The sequence below is a fragment of the Streptomyces sp. NPDC004134 genome (assembly GCF_042874195.1).
In the GTDB taxonomy this organism is placed as follows: Bacteria; Actinomycetota; Actinomycetes; order Streptomycetales; family Streptomycetaceae; genus Streptomyces.
The window spans coordinates 14,477-34,916 of the sequence record NZ_JBIAMS010000005.1 but is presented as its reverse complement, the minus strand read 5'-3'; the positions used below and the strand labels follow the sequence as shown (position 1 = coordinate 34,916).

At 74.8% G+C, this 20,440-nt stretch carries 21 protein-coding genes and 1 pseudogene; 13 read left to right on the top strand and 9 right to left on the bottom strand.

All coding sequences use genetic code 11. The features are described 5' to 3' along the window. Positions 1 to 92 precede the first annotated feature (92 nt). On the top strand, positions 93 to 1,013 hold the full coding sequence (locus tag ACFYVJ_RS08950) for a glycoside hydrolase family 19 protein (protein ID WP_326800302.1): 921 nt from the start codon (positions 93 to 95) through the stop codon (positions 1,011 to 1,013). 73 nt (positions 1,014 to 1,086) lie between these two features. Here the strand turns inward: ACFYVJ_RS08950 and ACFYVJ_RS08945 are convergent, their stop codons facing one another. From ACFYVJ_RS08945 to ACFYVJ_RS08930, 4 genes are all read right to left on the bottom strand, one after another. After that, the gene (locus ACFYVJ_RS08945) at positions 1,087 to 1,752 is read right to left on the bottom strand and encodes a hypothetical protein (protein ID WP_388887973.1); all 666 of its coding nucleotides are present in this window, start codon (positions 1,750 to 1,752) and stop codon (positions 1,087 to 1,089) included. An 85-nt stretch (positions 1,753 to 1,837) separates the two neighbouring features. Next, entirely contained in the window at positions 1,838 to 2,767 is a 930-nt protein-coding gene (locus ACFYVJ_RS08940) for a phosphotransferase family protein (protein WP_388887972.1), read from the bottom strand. Between the two features lie 143 nt (positions 2,768 to 2,910). Continuing rightward, positions 2,911 to 3,498, bottom strand: a complete 588-nt coding sequence (locus ACFYVJ_RS08935; protein ID WP_388887970.1) for a short chain dehydrogenase — start codon at positions 3,496 to 3,498, stop codon at positions 2,911 to 2,913. Positions 3,499 to 3,505: 7 nt separating this feature from the next. Then, on the bottom strand, positions 3,506 to 5,155 hold the full coding sequence (locus ACFYVJ_RS08930) for an FAD-binding oxidoreductase (protein WP_388887968.1): 1,650 nt from the start codon (positions 5,153 to 5,155) through the stop codon (positions 3,506 to 3,508). Between the two features lie 184 nt (positions 5,156 to 5,339). On the opposite strand from ACFYVJ_RS08930, the gene ACFYVJ_RS08925 reads away from it, so the two are divergent. Next, entirely contained in the window at positions 5,340 to 5,975 is a 636-nt protein-coding gene (locus tag ACFYVJ_RS08925) for a hemerythrin domain-containing protein (protein ID WP_388887967.1), read from the top strand. A 143-nt stretch (positions 5,976 to 6,118) separates the two neighbouring features. Continuing rightward, on the top strand, positions 6,119 to 7,051 hold the full coding sequence (locus ACFYVJ_RS08920; RefSeq protein WP_388887965.1) for a hypothetical protein: 933 nt from the start codon (positions 6,119 to 6,121) through the stop codon (positions 7,049 to 7,051). Positions 7,052 to 7,081: 30 nt separating this feature from the next. On the opposite strand, the gene ACFYVJ_RS08915 is transcribed toward ACFYVJ_RS08920, so the two are convergent. Together ACFYVJ_RS08915 and ACFYVJ_RS08910 are read right to left on the bottom strand one after the other, a co-directional pair. After that, on the bottom strand, positions 7,082 to 7,846 hold the full coding sequence (locus ACFYVJ_RS08915) for an SDR family oxidoreductase (protein ID WP_388887963.1): 765 nt from the start codon (positions 7,844 to 7,846) through the stop codon (positions 7,082 to 7,084). 115 nt (positions 7,847 to 7,961) lie between these two features. Then, positions 7,962 to 8,269, bottom strand: a pseudogene (locus ACFYVJ_RS08910) (hypothetical protein). A gap of 70 nt (positions 8,270 to 8,339) precedes the next feature. Between ACFYVJ_RS08910 and ACFYVJ_RS08905 the strand changes: the two are divergent. From ACFYVJ_RS08905 to ACFYVJ_RS08885, 5 genes are all read left to right on the top strand, one after another. Next, positions 8,340 to 9,554 carry a helix-turn-helix domain-containing protein gene (locus ACFYVJ_RS08905; RefSeq protein ID WP_388887961.1) on the top strand — a complete coding sequence of 405 codons (1,215 nt, stop codon included), beginning with the start codon at positions 8,340 to 8,342 and terminating at the stop codon, positions 9,552 to 9,554. 80 nt (positions 9,555 to 9,634) lie between these two features. Then, entirely contained in the window at positions 9,635 to 10,030 is a 396-nt protein-coding gene (locus ACFYVJ_RS08900; RefSeq protein ID WP_388887959.1) for an ATP-binding protein, read from the top strand. A 111-nt stretch (positions 10,031 to 10,141) separates the two neighbouring features. Then, positions 10,142 to 10,453, top strand: a complete 312-nt coding sequence (locus tag ACFYVJ_RS08895) for a MazG-like family protein (protein ID WP_388887958.1) — start codon at positions 10,142 to 10,144, stop codon at positions 10,451 to 10,453. A 378-nt stretch (positions 10,454 to 10,831) separates the two neighbouring features. Next, positions 10,832 to 13,756, top strand: a complete 2,925-nt coding sequence (locus ACFYVJ_RS08890) for an AAA family ATPase (protein WP_388887956.1) — start codon at positions 10,832 to 10,834, stop codon at positions 13,754 to 13,756. 110 nt (positions 13,757 to 13,866) lie between these two features. Next, on the top strand, positions 13,867 to 14,505 hold the full coding sequence (locus ACFYVJ_RS08885; protein WP_388887955.1) for a hypothetical protein: 639 nt from the start codon (positions 13,867 to 13,869) through the stop codon (positions 14,503 to 14,505). A gap of 158 nt (positions 14,506 to 14,663) precedes the next feature. Here ACFYVJ_RS08885 and ACFYVJ_RS08880 read toward each other — a convergent pair whose 3' ends face one another. Further along, a complete protein-coding gene (locus ACFYVJ_RS08880; RefSeq protein ID WP_388887953.1) occupies positions 14,664 to 15,014 on the bottom strand; it encodes a winged helix-turn-helix transcriptional regulator in 351 nt (116 codons plus the stop codon). 58 nt (positions 15,015 to 15,072) lie between these two features. On the opposite strand from ACFYVJ_RS08880, the gene ACFYVJ_RS08875 reads away from it, so the two are divergent. Continuing rightward, a complete protein-coding gene (locus tag ACFYVJ_RS08875) occupies positions 15,073 to 15,969 on the top strand; it encodes an NAD(P)-dependent oxidoreductase (protein WP_388887951.1) in 897 nt (298 codons plus the stop codon). A gap of 227 nt (positions 15,970 to 16,196) precedes the next feature. Next, positions 16,197 to 16,469 carry a hypothetical protein gene (locus ACFYVJ_RS08870; protein ID WP_388887949.1) on the top strand — a complete coding sequence of 91 codons (273 nt, stop codon included), beginning with the start codon at positions 16,197 to 16,199 and terminating at the stop codon, positions 16,467 to 16,469. Between the two features lie 81 nt (positions 16,470 to 16,550). On the opposite strand, the gene ACFYVJ_RS08865 is transcribed toward ACFYVJ_RS08870, so the two are convergent. After that, positions 16,551 to 17,060: a MarR family winged helix-turn-helix transcriptional regulator gene (locus tag ACFYVJ_RS08865; protein WP_388887947.1), complete on the bottom strand. Its 510-nt coding sequence runs from the start codon at positions 17,058 to 17,060 to the stop codon at positions 16,551 to 16,553. 129 nt (positions 17,061 to 17,189) lie between these two features. Between ACFYVJ_RS08865 and ACFYVJ_RS08860 the strand changes: the two genes are divergently transcribed. The 3 genes from ACFYVJ_RS08860 to ACFYVJ_RS08850 all read left to right on the top strand — a co-directional run bounded on the left by ACFYVJ_RS08860 (position 17,190) and on the right by ACFYVJ_RS08850 (position 19,874). Then, a complete protein-coding gene (locus tag ACFYVJ_RS08860) occupies positions 17,190 to 17,615 on the top strand; it encodes a Rid family hydrolase (RefSeq protein WP_388887945.1) in 426 nt (141 codons plus the stop codon). A gap of 126 nt (positions 17,616 to 17,741) precedes the next feature. Then, positions 17,742 to 18,623 carry an RNA polymerase sigma factor SigJ gene (sigJ, locus tag ACFYVJ_RS08855; protein WP_388887943.1) on the top strand — a complete coding sequence of 294 codons (882 nt, stop codon included), beginning with the start codon at positions 17,742 to 17,744 and terminating at the stop codon, positions 18,621 to 18,623. Between the two features lie 75 nt (positions 18,624 to 18,698). After that, a complete protein-coding gene (locus tag ACFYVJ_RS08850) occupies positions 18,699 to 19,874 on the top strand; it encodes an NAD(P)/FAD-dependent oxidoreductase (RefSeq protein WP_388887941.1) in 1,176 nt (391 codons plus the stop codon). Here the strand turns inward: ACFYVJ_RS08850 and ACFYVJ_RS08845 are convergent. Next, the gene (locus ACFYVJ_RS08845; RefSeq protein WP_388887939.1) at positions 19,858 to 20,394 is read right to left on the bottom strand and encodes an SRPBCC family protein; all 537 of its coding nucleotides are present in this window, start codon (positions 20,392 to 20,394) and stop codon (positions 19,858 to 19,860) included. The two genes, ACFYVJ_RS08850 and ACFYVJ_RS08845, sit on opposite strands and share 17 nt — an antisense overlap. Positions 20,395 to 20,440 lie beyond the last annotated feature (46 nt).

The following is a 20,440-nucleotide window of genomic DNA, read 5'->3' as shown; positions in this document are numbered from 1 at the left end:
CTAGACCTTGACAGGTCCAGACCAATGAGCTTTGCTCCACCATGCCACGTACACCCCCACTGACAGGATGTGATGACGTGTCAGCCAAACACGTGCACGTACACCTGCACCGCAGACTCGGCAGACGGATCAGGGGCCTCGTCGCCGCCTTCGCCGCGGTGGCCTTCATCGCCGTGCTCGTCCCCCTCGCCACCGCCACCACCGCCAGCGCCGCCGCCTGCGCGGCCGCGTGGAACAGCGGCTCCGTCTACACCCAGGGCAACGTCGTCTCCCACAACGGCCACAACTGGCAGGCCAAGTGGTGGACCCAGGGCGAGACCCCCGGCACCACCGGGCAGTGGGGCGTCTGGGCCGACCAGGGCACCTGCGGGGGCAGCGACCCCGGGCCCGGGCCCGGGGGCTTCGTGACCGAGGCCCAGTTCAACCAGATGTTCCCGAACCGGAACCCCTTCTACACGTACGCGGGCCTCACCACGGCCATGCGGTCCTACCCCGCCTTCGCCAACACCGGCGACAACACCACCAAGGCCCGCGAAGCCGCTGCCTTCCTCGCCAACGTCAGCCACGAGACCGGCGGCCTCGTCCACATCGTCGAGCAGAACCAGGCCAACTACCCCCACTACTGCGACGCGACGCAGCCCTACGGCTGTCCCGCGGGCCAGGCCGCGTACTACGGCCGCGGACCCATCCAGCTCAGTTGGAACTTCAACTACAAGGCCGCCGGCGACGCGCTCGGCCTCGACCTGCTCACCAACCCCTGGCGGGTGGAGCGGGAACCGGCCGTGGCCTGGCAGACCGGCCTGTGGTACTGGATGACGCAGAGCGGCCCCGGCACCATGTCCGGGCACACGGCGATGACCACCGGCGCCGGCTTCGGTGAGTCCATCCGCTCGATCAACGGGGCCCTGGAGTGCAACGGGGGCAACCCCGCGCAGGTCCAGAGCCGCATCAACAACTACCAGCGCTTCACCCAGATCCTCGGCGTCACCCCGGGCGACCGCCTGAGCTGCTGACCCGCACCCCGTCCCCCGGGACGGCGGGCCCGCCTCCCCCGGCGTGCCCGCCGTTCGTGCGCCCGCCCCCGTGTCACTCGCTGGGCATCGGGAAGACGAAGCGGAACTCGCCGTGCCCCGGGCCCTCGAACCCGGGGTTCTCCCAGGTCAGCGTCGTGTCACAGGTCGCGTCGTCCAGGCGCACCGCGGTGAGCAGCACCGCGGCCGGCGGCTCCGGCCGCAGCGGCACGTCGCCGAGCCCGCGCCGCTCGCCTTCGCCGAACGTCCCCGCCGCCAGCGGCGCGTCGGCCCGGGAGATGCCGGCGGACGCCTCGTCCGCCGGGTCGCCGGCGCTGATGCGCCAGCGGACGCGCGCCTCCTCGCAGCCGTGACCGACGCTCACGGTGCCGGCGAGCGTCTCGGCGCCGGAGCCGCCTCCGGCCTCCAGCACGGTGCTCGCACTCGCCCCGGGCGCCAGGTCCCAGACCTGGTACAGGCCCGTCCCCTGCACGTCCAGGGTCGGGCGGTCGCCGTGCCTGTACGTCAGCGGATAGTCCGTCAGCGACCTCCACACGAGGAACGCGAACAGGCCCGTCACCACGAGGACGGCCACTCCGGCGGCGACGTTCCAGCCGCCGTCCGTGTACGCGACGTAGGCGAAGACGAAGGCGAGGACGACCGCCGCGGGGATCCAGCCCTGTACGTACACGATCTCCGACGCCGACGTCATGGCCGTCCCGGTGGCGCGCATCATGGTCATCAACTGCCCGTCGCCCAGCGGTCCCCCGCTCCGCCTCAGGGGGGCGGGGGGCTTTCCCCGCAGTATCCCGGGTACGGCCGGGGACTCATCCCGCGAGTTCCCCGTACAGATCGGCCAGCGCCGTGTGGTCGTCCGCCGTGCCCGTGTGCGGTGCGGAGAACCAGCGGACGTACTCGTCGAGTTCGGACAGCCGCCAGTCCAGCGCGAACAGCTCCAGCATCGCCGGGTCCGGGTCGAGCGCGTCCCGCAGGGCGGGCGGTACGTCGGCGTAGTCGCGCTCGCGCGGGGCCAGGGCCAGCGACTCCCAGTCGACGAAGCGCAGGCCCGCGGGGGTGAGGAGCTGGTTGGCGTGGTGCGGTTCGCCGTGGGTGGGGACCCAGGAGGCGCGGCGGGCGCGGGCGGTCCCGGCGAGGTGCAGATAGCGGTCCGTCCAGCGGGCGATGGCGTCGCCGTGGGCGGCGAGGGCCGCGCGGGCCTCCTCGGCGAGCGGCCCCGACGTCCAGGGCTCCGCGGTACGGGCCCGGAGGCCGGCCGCGAACCCGGGGCCGACCCGCGGCGCCCAGACGGGCAGCGCCGGCGCTCGGCCGGCGGTGGCGTGCAGGGTGCGCAGGGCGCGTACGACCTCCGCCGCGTGCGCCGGCGCGGCCGCTTCCGCCTGCGTCGGCGTACGGCCCTCGACCCACGGCGTGACGCTCAACGCCCCGTCCCCGTACGGCACCGTGAACGCCCCGGCCCCCAGCCCGGACTTCGCCGGCAGCGGCGCGCACACGGTCTCCAGCCCGGCCGCCGCCAGGGCCGCCGCCCCCGCGTACGCCGCCTCCAGCGACGCCGCCGAGTGCCGCGGCGCCAGGGCGTCCAGCGTCGCGAAGAACACCGTGCCGCCGCCTGCCACCCGCCAGTGGTACGCCCCGAAGCCCCAGGGCAGGTGCGCCACTTCGTCCGCCTCCGGCAGCCAGTGCCCGGCCACCGCCCGCAGAACGTCCTGGTCGGTCACGGAAGTCGGCGGCGTCAGCATGAAAACGATCGTACGAGCCCCGAGCCCCGAGCCCCGAGCCCCGAGCCCCGAGCCCCGAGCCCCGAACCCCGAACCCCGAGCGCTGAACCCCGAGCCCCGAGCGCCGGGCCCCGGCTCCCGGGCCGCCGTCCGGCCGCCCCCTGTCACGGCCGGATGGTCAGCCCCTGTGCGGTGCCCGCCACCGCCTCCGCGTACGCACGCGCCACCTCCGCGGCGGGCGTGCCGCCGGCCGGGTCCATGCCCAGGCTCTCCAGCGTCTCCGTGATCCACCCCGGGCTGACGAGGTTGATCCGCAGGTTCCGCGGCATCTCGGCGGCCGCGTTGCGTACGAAGCCCTCGAGACCGGCGTTGACCAGCGCCCCCAGCGACCCGCCTGCCAGCGGCGCGGCGAACGTGCCGCCGGTCAGCGTGACGGAGCCGCCGTCCGGGAGCCGGCTCATCGCCCGCCGGGCGAGGGCGACCTGGCCGAGGAGCTTGCCCCGTACCCCCGCGGCGAACTCGTCGTCGGTCACGGAACCCAGGTCCACCAGCGGCCCGCCGGCCGCGCAGCACACCAGCGCGCCGAGGTCCGGCACGGCGTCGAAGAGCCCGTCCAGCGTGGCGGGATCCTCCAGATCCACCCGCACGGGACCGCTGCGCGACGCCTTCACGACGTCGTGGGAAGCCTCCTCCAGCACGCTGACGACAGCACTGCCGACCGTTCCGGTCGCACCGATCACGAGTACCTTCATGCGCCGATCATGTCAGTGGCCGTACGGACAGCCCGTGGTGGAAGACGTTCCGCGGGTCCCAGCGCTCCTTGGCGCGCTGAAGCCGCGCGTAGCCGTCCTCGCCGAAGTACAGCGTGTGCCAGGGCGTGCCGGACGTGTTGTGGGCGGGGTCGGCCAGGTCGTTGTCCGGGTAGTTGATGAACGTCCCGCTGTCGTCCGGGCCCGCCGGTACGCCGCCCGAGCGCGCGTAGAGCCTGCCGTACAGCTCGCGCAGCCACCTCAGTTGCCGTTCGTCCTCGCCCTCGCCCGTCCAGCCGGTGAGGAAGCCGACGAGGAAGACGGAGTCGCGGTGCGGCATCGCGGTCGCGCCGGGGGAGACGGCGTTGACCTGCCCGCCGTAGGTGTTGATGAAGACGCTGCCGAAGGGGTTGTCGTACGCGGGGTCGGTGAGGCCCCGGTAGAGGGTGGTGAGCTGGGCGGCGGAGAAGCCGCGGCGGCGGTAGCCCGACTTGATCTTCATGCGGCTGGCGAAGGGGACGGCGTCGGCGCCGCTGTGCGCCAGCGTCGCGGAGAGCCACGGCAGCGTCTCGGCCTCCCGCTCGGGCCGCGGTACGCCCCGGCCGCGGGTCAGCGCGCCCTGGAGGTCGTCCAGCAGCCGGCGCGCGGCGGTGCCGCCCGCGGCGACCTGGCCGGCGATGCCGAGGGTCCCGCCCGGCGAGGTGGCCATGGCGAACTCGCCGTAGAGCGCGGCGGCGGGGGAGCCGGGGGCGGAGTTGCGCTCGCCCCAGCGGGCGTAGTTGCGCATGAGGGTGCCGAACACGGCCTCGTCCAGGTCGGCCCAGCGCCAGGTCAGGGAGTAGGTGAGGACGGTGGCGGGCGGGCGCGGCAGCAGGTCCCCGGGCGCGGCGCCGGGGGCGGCGTCCGGGGAGCGGAACCAGTAGCGGGTGACGACGCCGAAGCTGCCGCCCCCGCCCCCGGTGTGCGCCCACCACAGGTCGCGGTGCGGGTCCGAAGGATCCCGGGTGGCGACGACGCTGCGCGCCCGGCCGGACCTGTCGGCCACGACGACCTCGACGGCGTACAGGTGGTCCACGGTCAGCCCGTACAGCCGGCAGAGCGCGCCGTACCCGCCGCCCGCGACGTGCCCCCCGGCGCCCACGCCGGTGCAGGTGCCGCCGGGGACGGTGACGCCCCAGCCGAGGAAGAGCCGCCGGTATGCCTCGGCGAGGGTGGCGCCGGCCTCGACGGCGAAGGCGCGGCGCCCGGGGTCGTAGCCGACGTCGCGCATCCCGCTCATGTCGATGATCACGTCGGTGTCGGGGCGGTCGACGAAGTCCTCGAAGCAGTGCCCGCCGCTGCGCACGGCGATGCGGCCCCCGGTCCTCGACGCGTCGGCCACGGCGCGGACGACGTCGGCGGTGCTGCCGACGAGGCGGATCCGGGAGGGGTGACAGGCGTGGCGGTGGTTGTAGCCGCGGAGCCGGAGGGAGGCGTAGCGGGGGTCGTCGGGGCGAACGGTCAGGGGGCCGAAGGCGGTTCCGGCCTCCGTGCCGGCCGTGCCTTCTGCGGCGGCTCGTGGTGCGGCGAGCGCCTGGGGTGCGGCGTACGCGGCGGCCGGTGCCGCCACGGCCGCGGCGGCACCTGCGCGCAGCAGGCCGCGGCGGGTGGATGCGGACATAGGTGCTCTCCTTGCGCCGGGTCAAAGGGGGCTTTCGACGCTAGGGACCCGCCGCCCGGGGGGACATGGGCCTAGCACCCCGCCCCGCGGTGCAGCCAGCACCCCTTTCCGGCCGACCTCTCCGCGCCGCCTCACACTCCGCGGGGCTGTCCCGTCATTAGGGGTGAGCAAGGGAGAACTGACCATGAGCGACACCATCGACTTCACGCTGATGTACGCGATGCACCACGCGCTCCGCCGCGACCTGGAGCACGTCGCGAAGGCGACCGTACGCACCGACGACGAGCCGCGGCGCATCCTCGCGGCCGCGGCGGGCTGGGAACTCTTCAAAAAGGTCCTGCACATCCACCACACCGCGGAGGACGAGGCCCTGTGGCCACCGCTCCGCGAGGCCCTGGAGAACCGTCCCGACGACCTTGCCGTCGTCGACGCCATGGAGGACGAACACGCCCGGATCGACCCGCTCCTCGACGCGGTCGACGCCGCCCTGGCCGACCGCGAGACGGGCCCGGAGCGGCTGGCGGGGCTGGCGGACGAGCTGGCCGTGCAGCTCAACGCGCACCTCACGCACGAGGAGGACGTCACGCTGCCGCTGATCGAACGGACGCTGACCCCGGCGCAGTTGCTGCACTTCGGCGGCGTGCACGCGGCCAAGGGCGGGGCCGACGGGCCGGTGCTGACGGCGTGGATGCTGGAGGGCGCGGACGACGAGACCCTGGCGGCGACGCTGGCGATCCTGCCGGAGCCGGTGCGTGCGGCGTACCGCGACGAGTGGCGGCCGGCGTACGTGGCGCGGGACTGGTGGGGCACGGGCGGCTGACTGCGCTCCCCGTGGCGGGCGTACGGGCCGGAATCGCGCATTCCGGCCCGTACGCCCGATTTTCCGGCATTTCGCCTCGGCGGTCACATCGGCCCGCTCTCGACTGTCATCAGGACGAAGGTGTTGCCGAGAGGACTCGACCGGTGGACGAACACGACTGGCTGGCCGCACGTTTGGAGACCGACCGCCCGGGCCTGCGCCCGCTGGCGTACCGGCTGCTCGGTCCCGCCGAGGAGGCGGGCCGGGAGGAGTGGACGACGCTGGACCGCCGCGCGCCGGGTGCCGCCGGTGCCGAGGGTCCCGAGGGCGTGGCGGCGGACGGACTTGAGTCCTGCCTGCGCACGACCGTCGCGCAGGTCACGCTGCATGTGCTCCGGTCGGGGCCGGTCGTGGAGACGCCCGGAGTGAGCGGAGCGCCGGCGGACCTCCCCCGGTCCGTACGCGTGACGCTGCTGGTCGTGTGCGAGACGCTGCTGCCGCCCGAGCGGCTGGCGTACGTGCTCCAGGACATGTTCGCGGCGCCGTTCGAGGAGATCGCGGCGCTGGCGGCGCTGGCGAACCGCGAACTGGCGGGCAGCGCCCGCCGTCCCGGCGCGGCGGCCGGATACGGCGGCACCGGCTACGACAGGGGCGGCCCGTTCGGCTCCGGCACGGACGCCGGGGCGACGACCGGCGCGGACATCGCGGGCGCGTTCCTCGCGGCGTCCCGCGGGGGCGACTTCCGGGCCATGCTGACGGCCCTGGACCCCAACCACCCCGACCGCCGCCCCCCGACGGACACCCCGCCCGCCTCCTCCGGCCCCGCCGGCGAAGCCGCCCCGCCCGCCGCCCCCGCGGAACACCGCGGCGGCGACGCCGTCATCGGCACCACGGAGGTCCGCGGCACGGAGTCGGTCACCCGGGTCTGCACGGTACGCACCTGGACCCCGATCCCCGCGCTCATCGACGGCGCCGCGGGCCTGGTGTGGGTCCAGAACGGCCGCCCCCAGGTGGCCTTCCGCTTCACGGTGGAGGACGGCGAGGTCACGGCCACCGAACTGGAGACGGACCTCTCGTCGCTCAGCATCGTCTACTGAGGCCCGGCCGGAGCCCGCGGGCTACCCCGACTACCAGGGAAGCGGCCCGTCCGCGCTGAAGAACCCGCCGGTCGGGCCGTCGTCGCCGAGGGTCGCCAGGCGCACCACCACGTCCGCGCCCTGGGCCGGGGTGAGGAAGCCGCTGTGCCCGTTGCTGTCCGTGTCGACGTATCCGGGGGCGGCGGCGTTGACGAGGATGCTCTCCTCGCGCAACTCGTTCGCGTACTGCACGGTCAGCGCGTTGAGCGCGGTCTTGGACGGCGAGTACGCGACGGACGGCAGCTCCGCCAGCCACCCGCCGACCTCGGCGTTCAGCGCGAGCGACGCGGCGTGGCTGGAGAGGTTGACGATCCGCGCGGCCCCGGACCGCCGCAGCAGCGGGAGCATCGCGTTGGTCACAGTGATCACCCCGAAGACGTTGGTGTCGAACACGGCGCGGACCCGCTCCAGGTCGACGGCGCTGGGCACCCGGTCGAGCGCGTCCTGCGGCGCGGCCTGGCCGGACCCGCTGATGCCGGCGTTGTTGACGAGCACGTCGAGCCGGCCGAACCGCTCCTCGATCCACCCGGCGGCGGCCTGCACGGAACCCGGATCGGTCACGTCCAGCACCACTGCCCGCGCCTCCCCCGCCCCACCCCGGATCGCCGCCGCGGCCTCCTCACCCCGGCGCGAATCCCGCGCCCCGACGACGACGGTGGCCCCTTCGGCGGCCAGCACCTCGGCGACGGCCCGCCCGATCCCCTTGTTCCCCCCGGTGACCAGAGCCACCTTCCCCCGTACCGCACGCTCCTCCACGACCGGACTCCTTTCCCGTACGGGACCTGCGCGGATGCGACCCCGATCGCCATGAAGATGCCGCCGATCCCCGATCCGTGACACTTCACCCGCGTGACGTGCACCACCCTCCGTATCAGCGCACTCTCGCCCGGACCATCACGGCCAGGAGCGGCGACGCCGCGGAGGGCTGGCTCCGGCCGATGTCCTCGTAGCCCCACGACGAGTGGAGGGCGTGCACCTTTCCGTCGCCGGCCGCCGGGTTCACCATGAGGGTGACGTACGGCTCGCTCCGGGTGGCCAGCAGCGCGTCGTGGATGCGCCGGGCGGTGCCGGTGGCAGATGGAGGAGCGGGGCGCGGACGGCGGCGTGGACGTCGAGCAGGTCACTGCGGACGGTGGCGAGACCGGCGGCGGCGCGAATCTCGATCGAGGGTGCGGTCATGCGTTGTTCCTCCAGGCGTCGGATGCGAGCGGGTAGCGTGGGGAGGGGAATCCGCGGCGCGGAGGTGTCCATGGGGTACGGCGAGACCATCGGTGACCGGGTCGGGCGGCTGCGGGTGCGGCGGGAGTTGACGCAGGAGGGGCTCGCGGAGCGCGCGGGCGTCTCGGTCGACACCGTACGGAAACTGGAGCAGAACCGGCGCCACTCCGCCCGCCTGTCCACGCTCAACAACCTGGCGCGCGCGCTCGACGTCGAGACCTCCGCGCTCGTCGGCCAGCCCACCACCTTCGAGGCGCACGCCGAAGGCGACGCCCCCTCGGTCCTTGCCTTACGGCAGGCCGTGGCCCCCGTGTCGGACCTGCTCGGCGAGGGGCCGGACCCCGAGGACCCGCCGACGGTGAGCGCACTGCGGGCGGCGCTGCGCGCCACCGAACGCATCCGCCGGGACGGCCACATCGGCGAGATCGGCGCGCTGCTCCCGCAGTTGATCCGCGACGCCCGCGCCGCGGTGGACGTGCAGCGCGGCACCGCGAGGTCGGCGGCCTGCGCGGTGCTCGCCGAGGCGTACCAGGTCGCGGCGACCACGCTCGCCGCGCTGGGCAAGGAGGACGCCGCGTTCACCGCGATGGAACGGGCGACGGACGCGGCCCGCCGCTCCGACGACCCGTACCTGGAAGCCATCGGCGCCTCGACGCTGGCCTGGATCCTCACCCGGCAGGGCCGCCTGGAGGACGCCGAACACGTCGCGCTGGCCCAGGCCGACGCGATCGACCCGGGGTTCCGGTCGCGGCCGGTCGAGCTGTCGCTGTGGGGGATCCTGCTGCTCCGCGCGGCGACGGCCTGCGCCCGGCAGGGCGAGGCCAGGTACGACCGGGTGGAGGACCTGCTGCGCCTGGCCTCGGCCGCCGCCGCGCGCATCGGCGAGGACCGGCTCGACTACGCCACCCCCTTCGGGCCGGCGAACGCGGGTGTGGCGAAGGTCAACTTCCTGGTGGAGATGGACAAGAGCCACGAGGCCGTCACCGCCGCCCGCACGATCCCGGGCGTACGCACCCTGCCCCCCACCTGGCGTGCCCGCTTCCACGTCGACCGCGCGCTCGCCTACGCGAACCTCGCCCAGGACGCCCGTGCCACCGACGCCCTGCTGGCCGCCGAACGGGACGCCCCTGAGTGGATGCGTTACCACGGCACGACCCGCCAGTTGGTAGCCGACATCCGCACCCGCGAACCCCGCCGCACATCCCCCGTCACCGAACTGGCCGCCCGGCTGGGCGTGGACGGGTAGGACACCGCGTCCCACCCGGGCCGGGGAATGGCACAGAGCGTCCCTGTCCGGTCACGTAACGCACTTCTAGCTTGTGCCTCATGCACGAAACGCATGTGACCAGGGTGACCGAGTCGTCCGCCCGGGACCTGCCGGCCTACAGCGTGACCCTGCCGCGCACCGAGGCTTCCGTGGCCAGGGCGCGCCGGCTTGTCTCCGCCTCGCTGCGGGCGTGGGCGCTGGACGCCGGGGCCGCGGACGTGTGTCTCGTCGTGAGCGAGTTGGTGACCAACGCGGTGCGGCACGCGCGGCTGGAGGTCGTGCACGTCAAGGTGTCCCGGGTCGGGCCGCGGCGCGTGCGGGTGGCCGTCGTCGACCGGTCCCGGGCCCTGCCGAGGGTCGTCGAGGCGGGCGGGGACGACGAGTCGGGGCGGGGGCTGGCCGCGGTGGCGGGGTTCTCTGCCCCCGTGGGGGGCCGAGCCGGTGCCGTGGGGTAAGCGGGTGTGGGCGGACGTCGATGTCTGCGGAGGCGGCTCGTGAAGGAGGTTGGCGGGTCGATCTCCCTGCCGCCGTCCGCGGATCTGTCGGACTCCACATCGAGGGCTGCCATGGATGAGAGCTGGGCGACGATCGAGCGGTTGTGTGCGTGGCTGGACGAGGAGAGTCCCGTGCAGGGCAGGACCGGGCGGTTGTTGCGGATTCTGAAGGTCGGGGAGGAGTACGGGGAGGTGGCCGCGGCCGTGCACGGGCTGCTGGGGTCCAATCCGCGGAAGGGCAAGACCCACACCATCGACGACGTCTGCGAGGAGCTGTGCGATGTGATCGTGACGGGCATGGTCGCCCTCGCCTCGATCTCCGACGACGCCGGTGAGGTCTTCTCCGCGCGGCTGCGGGAGATCGCCCGCCGGTCCCTCGGATGAGAAGAGTGGCACGGCACCCCGGGGGAAGGTGCCGCGCCACTCGGTCCTTGGGCCCGGTCAGCCGGACCGGGGTGGGGGGTGGGTGGCGTGGGGCCCCGGCGGTGGGCTCACGCCACCCACGCTCTCGTGGGCGAGGTCGCCGGCGCCGGCCGAGCGCGCGCGGGAACGTCCCGGATGTTCCATAACGTCCCCCCTCGGTCGGTTGTGAACCCGGTGCTCTCCTGTATGACAGCCGCGGGGCCCGTGATGTGACGGACCACGCCGGGTCGGTCTTGCTCGGGGTGTGCGCTGAGGCTTACCTTCACGCTGTCGCCGCCGCGACGCGCCGCGCACACCCCCGCTCCGCGTGTCGCTGGACCCCACCGGCCGGAGGCGCTCATGACCGTGACCGTTCCGCGCCCCGCGGAAGCGCCTGTGCTGGTCGGCAGGGCGCGGGAGTTGGGTGCGCTCGTGGATGCCGTCACGCGGTCGCCGTCCGTGGCGATGGTCGAGGGCGAGGCCGGGATCGGGAAGACGCGGCTGATCCGGGAGGCGTTACGGGATCCCGCCGTACGGGGGCGGCGGGTGCTGCTCGGGGGGTGCCGGCCGCTGCGGGAGCCGTTTCCGTACGGGCCCGTCTTCGATCTGCTGCGCCATCTCGCCGGCGGCCTGCCACCCGCCCTGAGCCCCGTCTGCGGTGCCCTGCGCGCGTATCTGCCCGAGCTGGCCGACCGGCTGCCACCCGCGCCCGAGTTGCTCAGCGACTTACGGGCCCGGCGGCACCGGCTCTTCCGTGCCGTACGGGCGCTGCTGGACGCCGCCGGCGAGACCGTCATGGTGGTCGAGGATCTGCACTGGACCGACGACGGCACCCGCGACCTGCTGCGCTTCCTCGTCGACGATCCGCCCGACGGGCTGTCCGCCGTGCTCAGTTACCGCCGCGAGGACCTGCCCGGCAGCGGGCTCCCGCTGGGCCGCGCGTACCGGCAGCCGCCTGGCACCACCGCCGTCGTCGTCCCCCTGCGCCCCCTCGACGTCCACGGCGTACGCGGCATGTTCACCGCGCTCACCGGGGCGGCGGAGTCGTCCGACGCGTTCACCGCAGAGCTGCACCGCCGCACCGCCGGCATCCCCTTCGTCGTCGAGGAAGTCGTACGCGCCCTGCCCACCGCCGAACACGGCTCCCAGCACGCCGACTTCGCGCGCATGCCCGTCCCCACCCGTCTGCGGGAAGCCGTCGCCGACCGCATGAGCGTGCTCTCCCCCGCCGCCGCCGACGCCGTACGGGCCGCCTCCGTCCTCCGCGTGCCCGCCGGCGAGGCGCTGATCGCCGCCGTCGTCCGCGGCACCCCCGGGCGGCCCGCCGCGCCCGCCGACTCCGCGGCCGTACGCGAGGCGCTGCGCGCCGGCGTGCTGTACGAGTGGGGCGAGGACCGCTACGGCTTCCGCCACGCCCTCGCCCAGCAGGCCGTCTACGCCGGGCTGCTCGGCCCCGACCGGCACCGCCTCCACCGGCAGGCGATGCGCGCCCTGGCCGCCGAGGACCCGCAGCCCCTCATCCAGCTCGCGTACCACGCGCACCACGGCGGCGAGCTGGTCCAGTGGCAGCGCTACGCCGAGGCCGCCGCCGGTTCCGCGCGCGAGATGGGCGATCTGGCGCTCGCCGTGGGGGTGCTGGAGGAACTGCTGTCGGACGGGCGGCTGGGCCGGCCCGAGTGCGCCCGTATCGCTGTCGACCTCAGCCGCGACGCCGTCGTCGGGCTCACCCACCACCGGGCCACCGCGCTGCTCCACGACATCGTCCGCGACGGCCACATACCCGAGGGCGTACGCGGCGAGATCCGGCTCAACCTCGGCCTGCTCCTCTACAACCAGGCGGGCCGCTACGAGGAGGGCCGCGTCCACACCGAGGTCGCCGTGGCGGAGCTGCACGCCCGGCCCGCGCTCGCCGCCCGCGGCATGGCGGCGCTCGCCATGCCGAGTTGGGGCGACCACCCGCGGCACGTCTACGAGGGGTGGATCGCGCGGGCCGAGGCGCTGGTGGCGCACGAGTCCGACCCCGCGGTCCGTACCGCCGTACGCGGCAACCACCTGGCCCTGCGCATGAGCCTCGGCGACCCCGCCGTCCGGGCCGAGGCCGACGGCCTCGTCGCCGGTTCTGGACCCGGCACCCACCGCCGCCAAGTCGCCCGCGCCTGCGGCAACTTCGCCGACGCCGCCACTTGCCTCGGCCACTACCAGGCGGCGCAGCGCTACCGCGCCGAGGGGCGGCGGCTGGCGGCGGAGTGCGGGGCGGCGTTCCTCGAAGGCATCGTGGAGGGCACGGCGCTGCGCCTGGAGTGGTACGCGGGCCGCTGGCGGGGGCTCGCGGAGCGCTGCCGGCACACCCTCGACGCGGTGCAGGGCGTCTCCAGCATCGCCGCCGACGCGCACCTGGTGCTGGGGCTGCTGGCGTCGGCGCTGGGGGAGTGGGACGAGGCGGCGGCGGAGCTGGCGGCGGCCGGGCTCGCCGACCCGCGCAACGCGCCCGCGCCCGTGCTCGCCACCGCCGCCGGCGCCATGACCCGGCTGCTCGCCGCCCGCGGCGAGCCGGAGCGGGCGCGCGCGGAGGCGGAGCGGGGCCTCGCGCGGATCCGGCGCAAGGACATCTGGCCGTGGGCGGGCGACCTGGCGCCGCCGGCCGTCGCCGCGCTCGTACGGGCCGGGGAGTCACGGGCCGCGGAAGAGGTCACGGCGGAGCTGGCGGCGGGCATCGCGGGCCGGGACGCGCCGCTGGCGGCGGCGGCGCTGCCGGCGTGCCGGGGGATCGTGGCGGCGGGGCGCGGGCGGGCGGAGGAGGCGGCGGTGCTGTTCACGGCGGCGCAACGGGCGTACGCGGCCCTGCCGCAGCCGTACTCGGCGGCGCGCGCGGGCGAGGCGGCGGCCCGCTGCCGCCTCCCGGCGGCCACCGGGCCCGAACCGGCCCGCGAACTCGCCGCGCTCGCCCAGCAGTTCACCGACCTCGGCGCCATCCGCGACGCCGCCCGCTGCCGCCGCGTGCTGCGCGGCCACAACGTCCCGCTCCCCTCCCGCCGCGGCCGCCGCGGCTACGGCGACCAGCTCTCGCCGCGCGAGCGCGAAGTCGCCCGGCTCGTGGCGCTCGGCCACACCAACCGGGAGATCGCCGACGTGCTGTACCTCTCCCCGCGCACCGTCGAGCAGCACGTGGCGAAGCTGCTGCGGAAGCTGCACGTCGGCTCGCGGTCGGAGGTGGCCCAGGCCGCGGGGCGGGCCGGCGCCGCGGGGCGCCCGGACCCCGCGCCGCGGCCGGGCGCGGGCAATTAATACGTACCGCCTACGTACCGTTTCCCGGATTGTTCTGCGGCCGCGGACATGCGATCTGTGTGAACGGGCGGCGCGCCGCCCCGACTCCCCCACCAACAGAGGAGAGCGCCATGCGGAGCAAGGTACTCCTGAGATCGGTACTCGTGGCCGTGGCCGCCCTGGCCGCCGCGGTCGTCGGCCCCGGCGCGCAGGCGGCGCCCGCGCCCGAGGCCCGTAGCGCCGCGGCCGTCGAGGCGGCCGCGCACGACCACGCCGCCCACGCCGGCGACGGCAAGGCCGCCGAGGGCCACGGCATCACGGCCAAGGAGTTCGAGGCGCTGGCGGCCGAGGGCAAGAGCGGCGACCTCGGCGCCAACGCCTGGCCGGTGCCCACCGACCGCAGCTACTACCTCACCTCGTCCTGCAACGCCTACGCCGGCGCCATCGCGCAGGGCGCCGCGGCCTGGGCGAACCTGGACCGCACGTCCGGCAGCGGCACCCCGGTCGAGTGCCGCAACAGCTACATCACCGACTGCGGTGGCGGCGGCAACATCGTCGGCTGCAACTGGGGCGCGGGCCAGCGCATCGCGCTCTTCATGGGCGGCGTGAACGACGACGCGCTGCTCGCGGCGCACGAGTTCGGCCACGACTGGTACGGCCACTCCACGTACCAGTGCGCCGGCTGGTCCAGCCCGGCGCACGTGATGGCGCCGTCGATATGCAACTTCGGCGGCAACGGCGCCAAGAGCGGCCCGGTCCGCATCGACTGACCCGCCGCGCGCGACCCGCGGGGGTGTCCGGACGGCGGACGCCCCCGCGGCGTCGTGCCCGGGGACCCTCCGCCGCACGGCCGTACCCACCTTTTTGTGGGTACTTGGCACGCCGCCGCCGGGGCGCGACGCTGGAGGCAGCCGCGAAACGGAGGTGATCAGGGAGCCACCGCGGCTCCGGTGAGGTTGTCCAGACGGCGATGGCCCCAGTCGGACAGCGGGCCCAGCGCCACGGAGAGGTCGCGGCCGAAGTCGGTGAGGGAGTAGACCGTCTTCAGCGGCAGCCCCTCGTGCACCTCGCGGTGCACCAGACCGTCGCCCTCCATCTCGCGCAGCGCCTGCGTCAGCACCTTCTCGGTGAGACCGGGCAGCCGGCGGACCAGTTCGCCGGGGCGGTGGGGGCGGGTCTCCAGCAGCCAGAGCAGGGTCGTCTTCCACTTGCCGTCGATCACGGCGATCGCGGCGGTCACACCGCAGACGTTCGTGTTCTGAGCGAGCTTGCGCGTCATGGCACCCCCATGGTCACCACGTGTCTCTTTTTCCTGTCTTCACTTATGGAGGTTAGTCATGTCCGCACAGTCTGCCGTCACGGTCCTCGGGCTGGGCCCGATGGGACGCGCCCTGGCCGGCGCGTTCGTCGCCGCCGGGGTGCGTACGACGGTCTGGAACCGGACGCCGGGCCGGGACACCGAACTGGTCGAGCGGGGTGCGCTGCGCGCGGTGTCGGCCGCCGAGGCGGTGGCCGCGAGCGATCTGACCGTGGTGTGCGTCGTGGACTACGACGCCTCCGACGCGGTGCTGCGGCGCGAGGACGTCGCCGCCGCGCTGAAGGGGCGTACGGTCGCGAACCTGAGCGCCGACACCCCCGCGCGGGCCCGCGACGCCGCGGCCTGGGCCGCGGACCAGGGGATCCGCTACCTCGACGGGGCGATCATGACGCCGACCACCACCATCGGCACCCCGCACGGGGTGTTCATCTACAGCGGCCCGAAGGACCTCTACGAGGAGCACCGGCCGGTGCTCGACGCGCTGGGCGGCGCCCACACGCACCTCGGCGAGGACTTCGGCCGGGCCGCCGCGTACGACGTGGCGCTGCTGGACATCTTCTGGACCACGATGGCGGGCTTCGCCCACGCGCTGGCCGTCGCGCGGGCGGAGGGGGTCGGTCCGGCCGAGCTGGCGCCGTTCGCGAAGGGCATCGGCGCGATCCTGCCGGAGGCCGTCGAGGAGATGGCCGCGGGGGTGGCGGCGGGGGACTACAACGGGGAGGCCAACCCGATCACGTCGTCCGCGTCGTCGATGAAGCACATCATCGCGACCTCGGAGAGCCACGGCATCGACGCCGGGGTGATGCGGGCGGCGGCGGGGCAGGCGCAGCGGGTCATCGGGCTGGGGTACGGGACGGACGGGTTCATCCGCGTCACGGAGCTGGTCGCGGGCCGGCTGAAGCCGGCGGCGGACTGAGGCCGGCGGCGGGCTGAGGCCGGCGGCGGGCTGAGGCCGGCGGCGGGCTGAGGCCGGCGGCGGGCTGAGGCCGGCGGCGGGCCGACGGCCCGGCCAACGGGGGACGTCAGGACCGGGTCTCCCCGGCCAACTTCCGGCCTTCCCGGCGCGGGAGGCGTTAGACGGCGCACGGGACGGGCATTCCACCGTCGACTCGCGGCGAACGCGCGAGCGACGAAGGGGGAGCCATGAGGCGACGGTGGGGGATCGGCGCGGGGCTGGCGGCAGCGGCGGCGGTGCTGCTGCTCGCGGGGTGCGGCCAGCCGACGGACTACAGCGAGGTGGTGACGTTCACCGACGAACACGGCCGCGCGTGCACCGCGGCGGTGGTCGTCGACCAGGAGCAGAACGAGGGCGACGACTACGAGGTGGCCGGCCTCGACTGCGACTACCCGCCGGCGGGCCGGGAGCCGGGCCCGGCGGGCCACCAGGCCCTGCCGGAACGCGACGGGAAGGACTGACGCCGGGTCCGCCCCCGGAGCCGCCCCGGCCGCCGCCGGGGCGGCCGCCCCGCCCCGCTCCCGGTCTGCCTCACCCGGCCGTCAGCCCAGGCCGTCGGGGACGATGCGGAGTTTCTCCGCGATGCGGGTGAGGGCCTTCTGGTCGGCCGCGTTGAGCGAGTCGAGGACGACGCGGCGTACGGACCGCAGATGCGTGGGCGCCGCCTGCTGCACGATGCCGAAGCCGGCGTCGGTGAGTTCCGCGAGGGTGTAGCGGCCGTCGGCCGGGTCGGGTGTCCGTACGATCCAGCCGCGCTGCTCACAGCGCTTGACGACGTTGGACAGGCGGGAGAGCGACCCGCTGGCGAGGAAGGCCAGCTCGCCCATCCGCAGCTTGCGCTGCGGGGCCTCGGAGAGATGGCTGAGCACGAGGTACTCGAAGAGGGTCAGGCCGTGCTCCTGCCGCAGCGGCGGCTCCAGCTTGCCCGGCAGCAGCAGGACCAGGGAGATCAGCCCCGTCCACGCCGCCTTCTCCTGCTCGTCGAGCCATCGCAGCTCCGCGTCGTCCTCGTCTGCACCCGTGCCGCTCATGGGCCCTTCCGTGCTGCTCATGGACCTTCCCGTCTCTCCGGCGGTGCCCGCCATCACTTTGCGCTTGAAGTCATTGCTTGCTAGTATCACTTTATGCGTGAACTCATACGAGAGGAAGCGCACCCCCTATCGACAGGAAGAGGGAGCACCATGCCCACCGTCACCTTCGGCGTCGCTCCGGGCTACGGCGAGAAGCTGAACCAGGCCCTCGGCTACAGCGGGGCCGTCCGCGTCGGCGACCGGGTCGAGATCTCCGGCCAGGCCGGGGTGGACGACGACCTGGTCGTCCCCGACTCGCTGGAAGACGAGATCATCCTGGCTTTCGACAATGTCGAGCGCACGCTCGCCACGGTCGGGGCCACCTGGAAGGACGTCATCCACGTCAACTCGTACCACAAGGTCGCACCGGGAGACGACGCCATCGGCGAGGACCACAACGCGGTCATGGCCGAGCAGTTCCGCCGCCGCCTCGGCGGCCGCGAGCCGATCTGGACGGAGACCGGCGTCACGGTCCTCGGCCTCGCCGCCATGCGCGTGGAGATCCGCGTCACCGCCATCGCCGGCTCCGGGGACTGACCCGCGCGCCGGCACCCCGGGCCCGCGACCGGCCCGCGGCCCGGGCTGCCGTCCCCGCCCCGACGGCGCCTGCCTGCGTCTGCATACACTGCACACCCCGGCGCCGGTGTGAGGAGGCCGTGACCCGTGGAGGCCACCCGGGCGTTGAGCGACGCGGACTGGCGGGCCCACCGGCCCGCCGTGTTCGGCGCCGCCTACCGGATCCTCGGGTCCGTCGCCGAGGCGGAGGACGTGACGCAGGACGTGTGGCTGCGGGCCGCCGAGGCGGATCTGGCGGAGGTGCGTGACCTGCGCGCCTGGCTGGTGACCGTCGCCGCGCGGACCTCGTACAACGTGCTGAAGTCCGCCCGCGTGCGGCGGGAGGCGTACCTCGGGCCCTGGCTGCCCGAGCCGCTGCCCACCGGGCCCGACGCCGCCGCACAGGTGCTCGTGGACGAGTCCGTCGGCACGGCGATGCTCGTGCTGATGGAGCGGCTGGCGCCCGCCGAGCGGGTCGCGTTCGTGCTGCACGACGTCTTCGACTTCCCCTTCGCCCGCGTCGCCGACGTGCTCGGCGCCACCCCCGCCGCCGCCCGCAAGCTCGCCTCCCGGGCGCGCGCCCGGGTGCGGGCGGACGGGGGGCGGCCGCACGCCTCGAGGGCCGAGACCGAGCGCGTGCTGCGGGCGTTCAAGGCCGCCGCCGAGGCCGGCGACATGGCCGGGCTGGTGGCGCTGCTGCACCCCGACGCCGTGTACGTCGGCGACGGCGGCGGGAAGGCGACCGCCGCGCGCCGGCCGGTGCGCGGGGCGGAGACGATCGCGCTGCTCGCGGTCCGTTCGGTACGGATCGCGCGCCCCGACGCCGTACGCCTCGTCGAGGTCAACGGGCAGCCCGCGCTCGCGGTGTACCGCGACGGCGTGCCCGTCTGGCTGGACACCGTGGACGTCGCGGACGGCCGCCTCACGGCGATCCGCCGGCTCGCCAACCCCGACAAGCTCGGCCCCGTCGCCGCCCTCGGTCACATCTGAGCCTCCTGTCTTGTCTCCCTGCGGATCCTCGCCCCGAGAGGGTCCGTACCGAGCAAGCTGAGGAAGGACCACACGATGAACCATGTCGTGATCATCGGCGGGGGCTTCGCCGGCGTGTGGAGCGCGGCGGGCGCCGCGCTCGCCCGCGGGGACGCGGATCTCCGCATCACGCTCGTCGCGCCCGGCGACCGCCTGGTGCTGCGCCCGCGGCTGTACGAACCGGAGCCCGACCGCGCGACGGTGGCGCTGGACCGGATCCTGGGCCCGATCGGCGTCGAGCACGTCCGGGCGACGGTCGACACCATCGACACCGGACGCCGTGTCGTCGTGGCGGACGGGGCGGAGATCGGCTACGACCGGCTGGTGCTGGCGTCCGGCAGCCGGCTCGTGCCGCCGGCGGGGCTGCCCGGCGCCGAGCGGCTCTTCGACATCGACACCCTCGCCGGCGCCCGCCGCCTCACCGCCCACCTGCGCGGCCGCGACGGCTACGCCGCCGTGGTCGTCGGCGCCGGGTTCGTAGGACTGGAAGCGGCGACGGAACTGGCGGCGCGCGGCCGGGTGCTGCTCGTGGACACCGCGGAGACGGTCGCGGAGCCGCTGGGCCCCGGGCCGCGTGCGGCGATCGAGGCGGCGCTGGACGAACTGGGCGTCGAGCGGCGGCTCGGTACCTCGGTGACGGAGGTCGGCGACGGGTACGCCGTGCTCTCCGGCGGCGAACGGGTCGACGCGGACGCCGTGGTGTGGTCGACCGGGATCCGCGCCCAGGAGCTGACCCGGCAACTCGTGCCCGACCCCGGCGACCTCGACCACCTCGGCCGGGTGCCCGTCGACGAGTGGCTGCGGGCGCTGCCCGAGGTGTTCGCCGCGGGCGACACGGCCGCGGCTCCCTTCGACGCGGAGCACACCGTGATGCAGGCGTGCCAGCACGCCACGCCGCTCGGCAAGGTCGCCGGGTACAACGCGGCGGCGGACCTGCTGGGCATCCCGCCGCGGCCGTTCACCCCCGCCCCGTACGTCACCTGCCTCTATCTGGGCGGCGCCGGCGGGGTGTTCACCCGCGGCTGGGACCGCATGGTCATGGCGACGGGCGCGGACGGCGCGTTCGTCAAGGAGCAGATCAACGGGTACATCCACCCGCCGGTCGACGACGCCGAGGAGATCCTGGCGGCGGCCGACCGCGTCTGCATCGACCTGCCGTTCTTCCCGCGGGCGGACGAGGAGGCGCCCGCGGCGGTCAGGCCAGCGAGGTGAAGTAGTCGCGCTGGGCCGGGTAGTAGTCGTCGAACGACGGCGCCGCGGTGTCCGCGGCGCCGTCGCGCGCGGCGACGAGCAGGTCCAGGTAGTACTCCCAGCCGGGGCCGACCTCGCCGACGCCCTCGACGGACGCGAGGTGGTGGATCAGCTCCAGCCGCGTCCCGCCGCCGGCCTCCGCGAGCAGCGCCTCCATGCGCCAGTCGCCCGCCTCGTCGACCATGGACACGGCCAGCCGGTGCGGCGCTTCGCAGACGTCGATGCGCAGGTCGGACCAGGGGGCACCGTCCTCGTACGCCAACTGCACCCGGACCGTGCGGCCGGGCGCGGCGTCGCCCTCCCACTGGCCGAACCAGCGCACGGTGCGCCCGGGTTCGGTGAGCCAGGACCAGACGTCGGCGGCGGGGGCACGGAACGTGCGGCTGAGCACGAGGTCGTGCCCTTCCGCGGTGCGCCTGAGTACGCCGGTGGGCCGGGGGGCTTCGCGGGGGGCTTCGGTTGCGTTGTCGTCGACGGTCACGGTGGTCCTCCGTACGGTGTCGAATGCGGCCCCCGGGTCGCGCGCT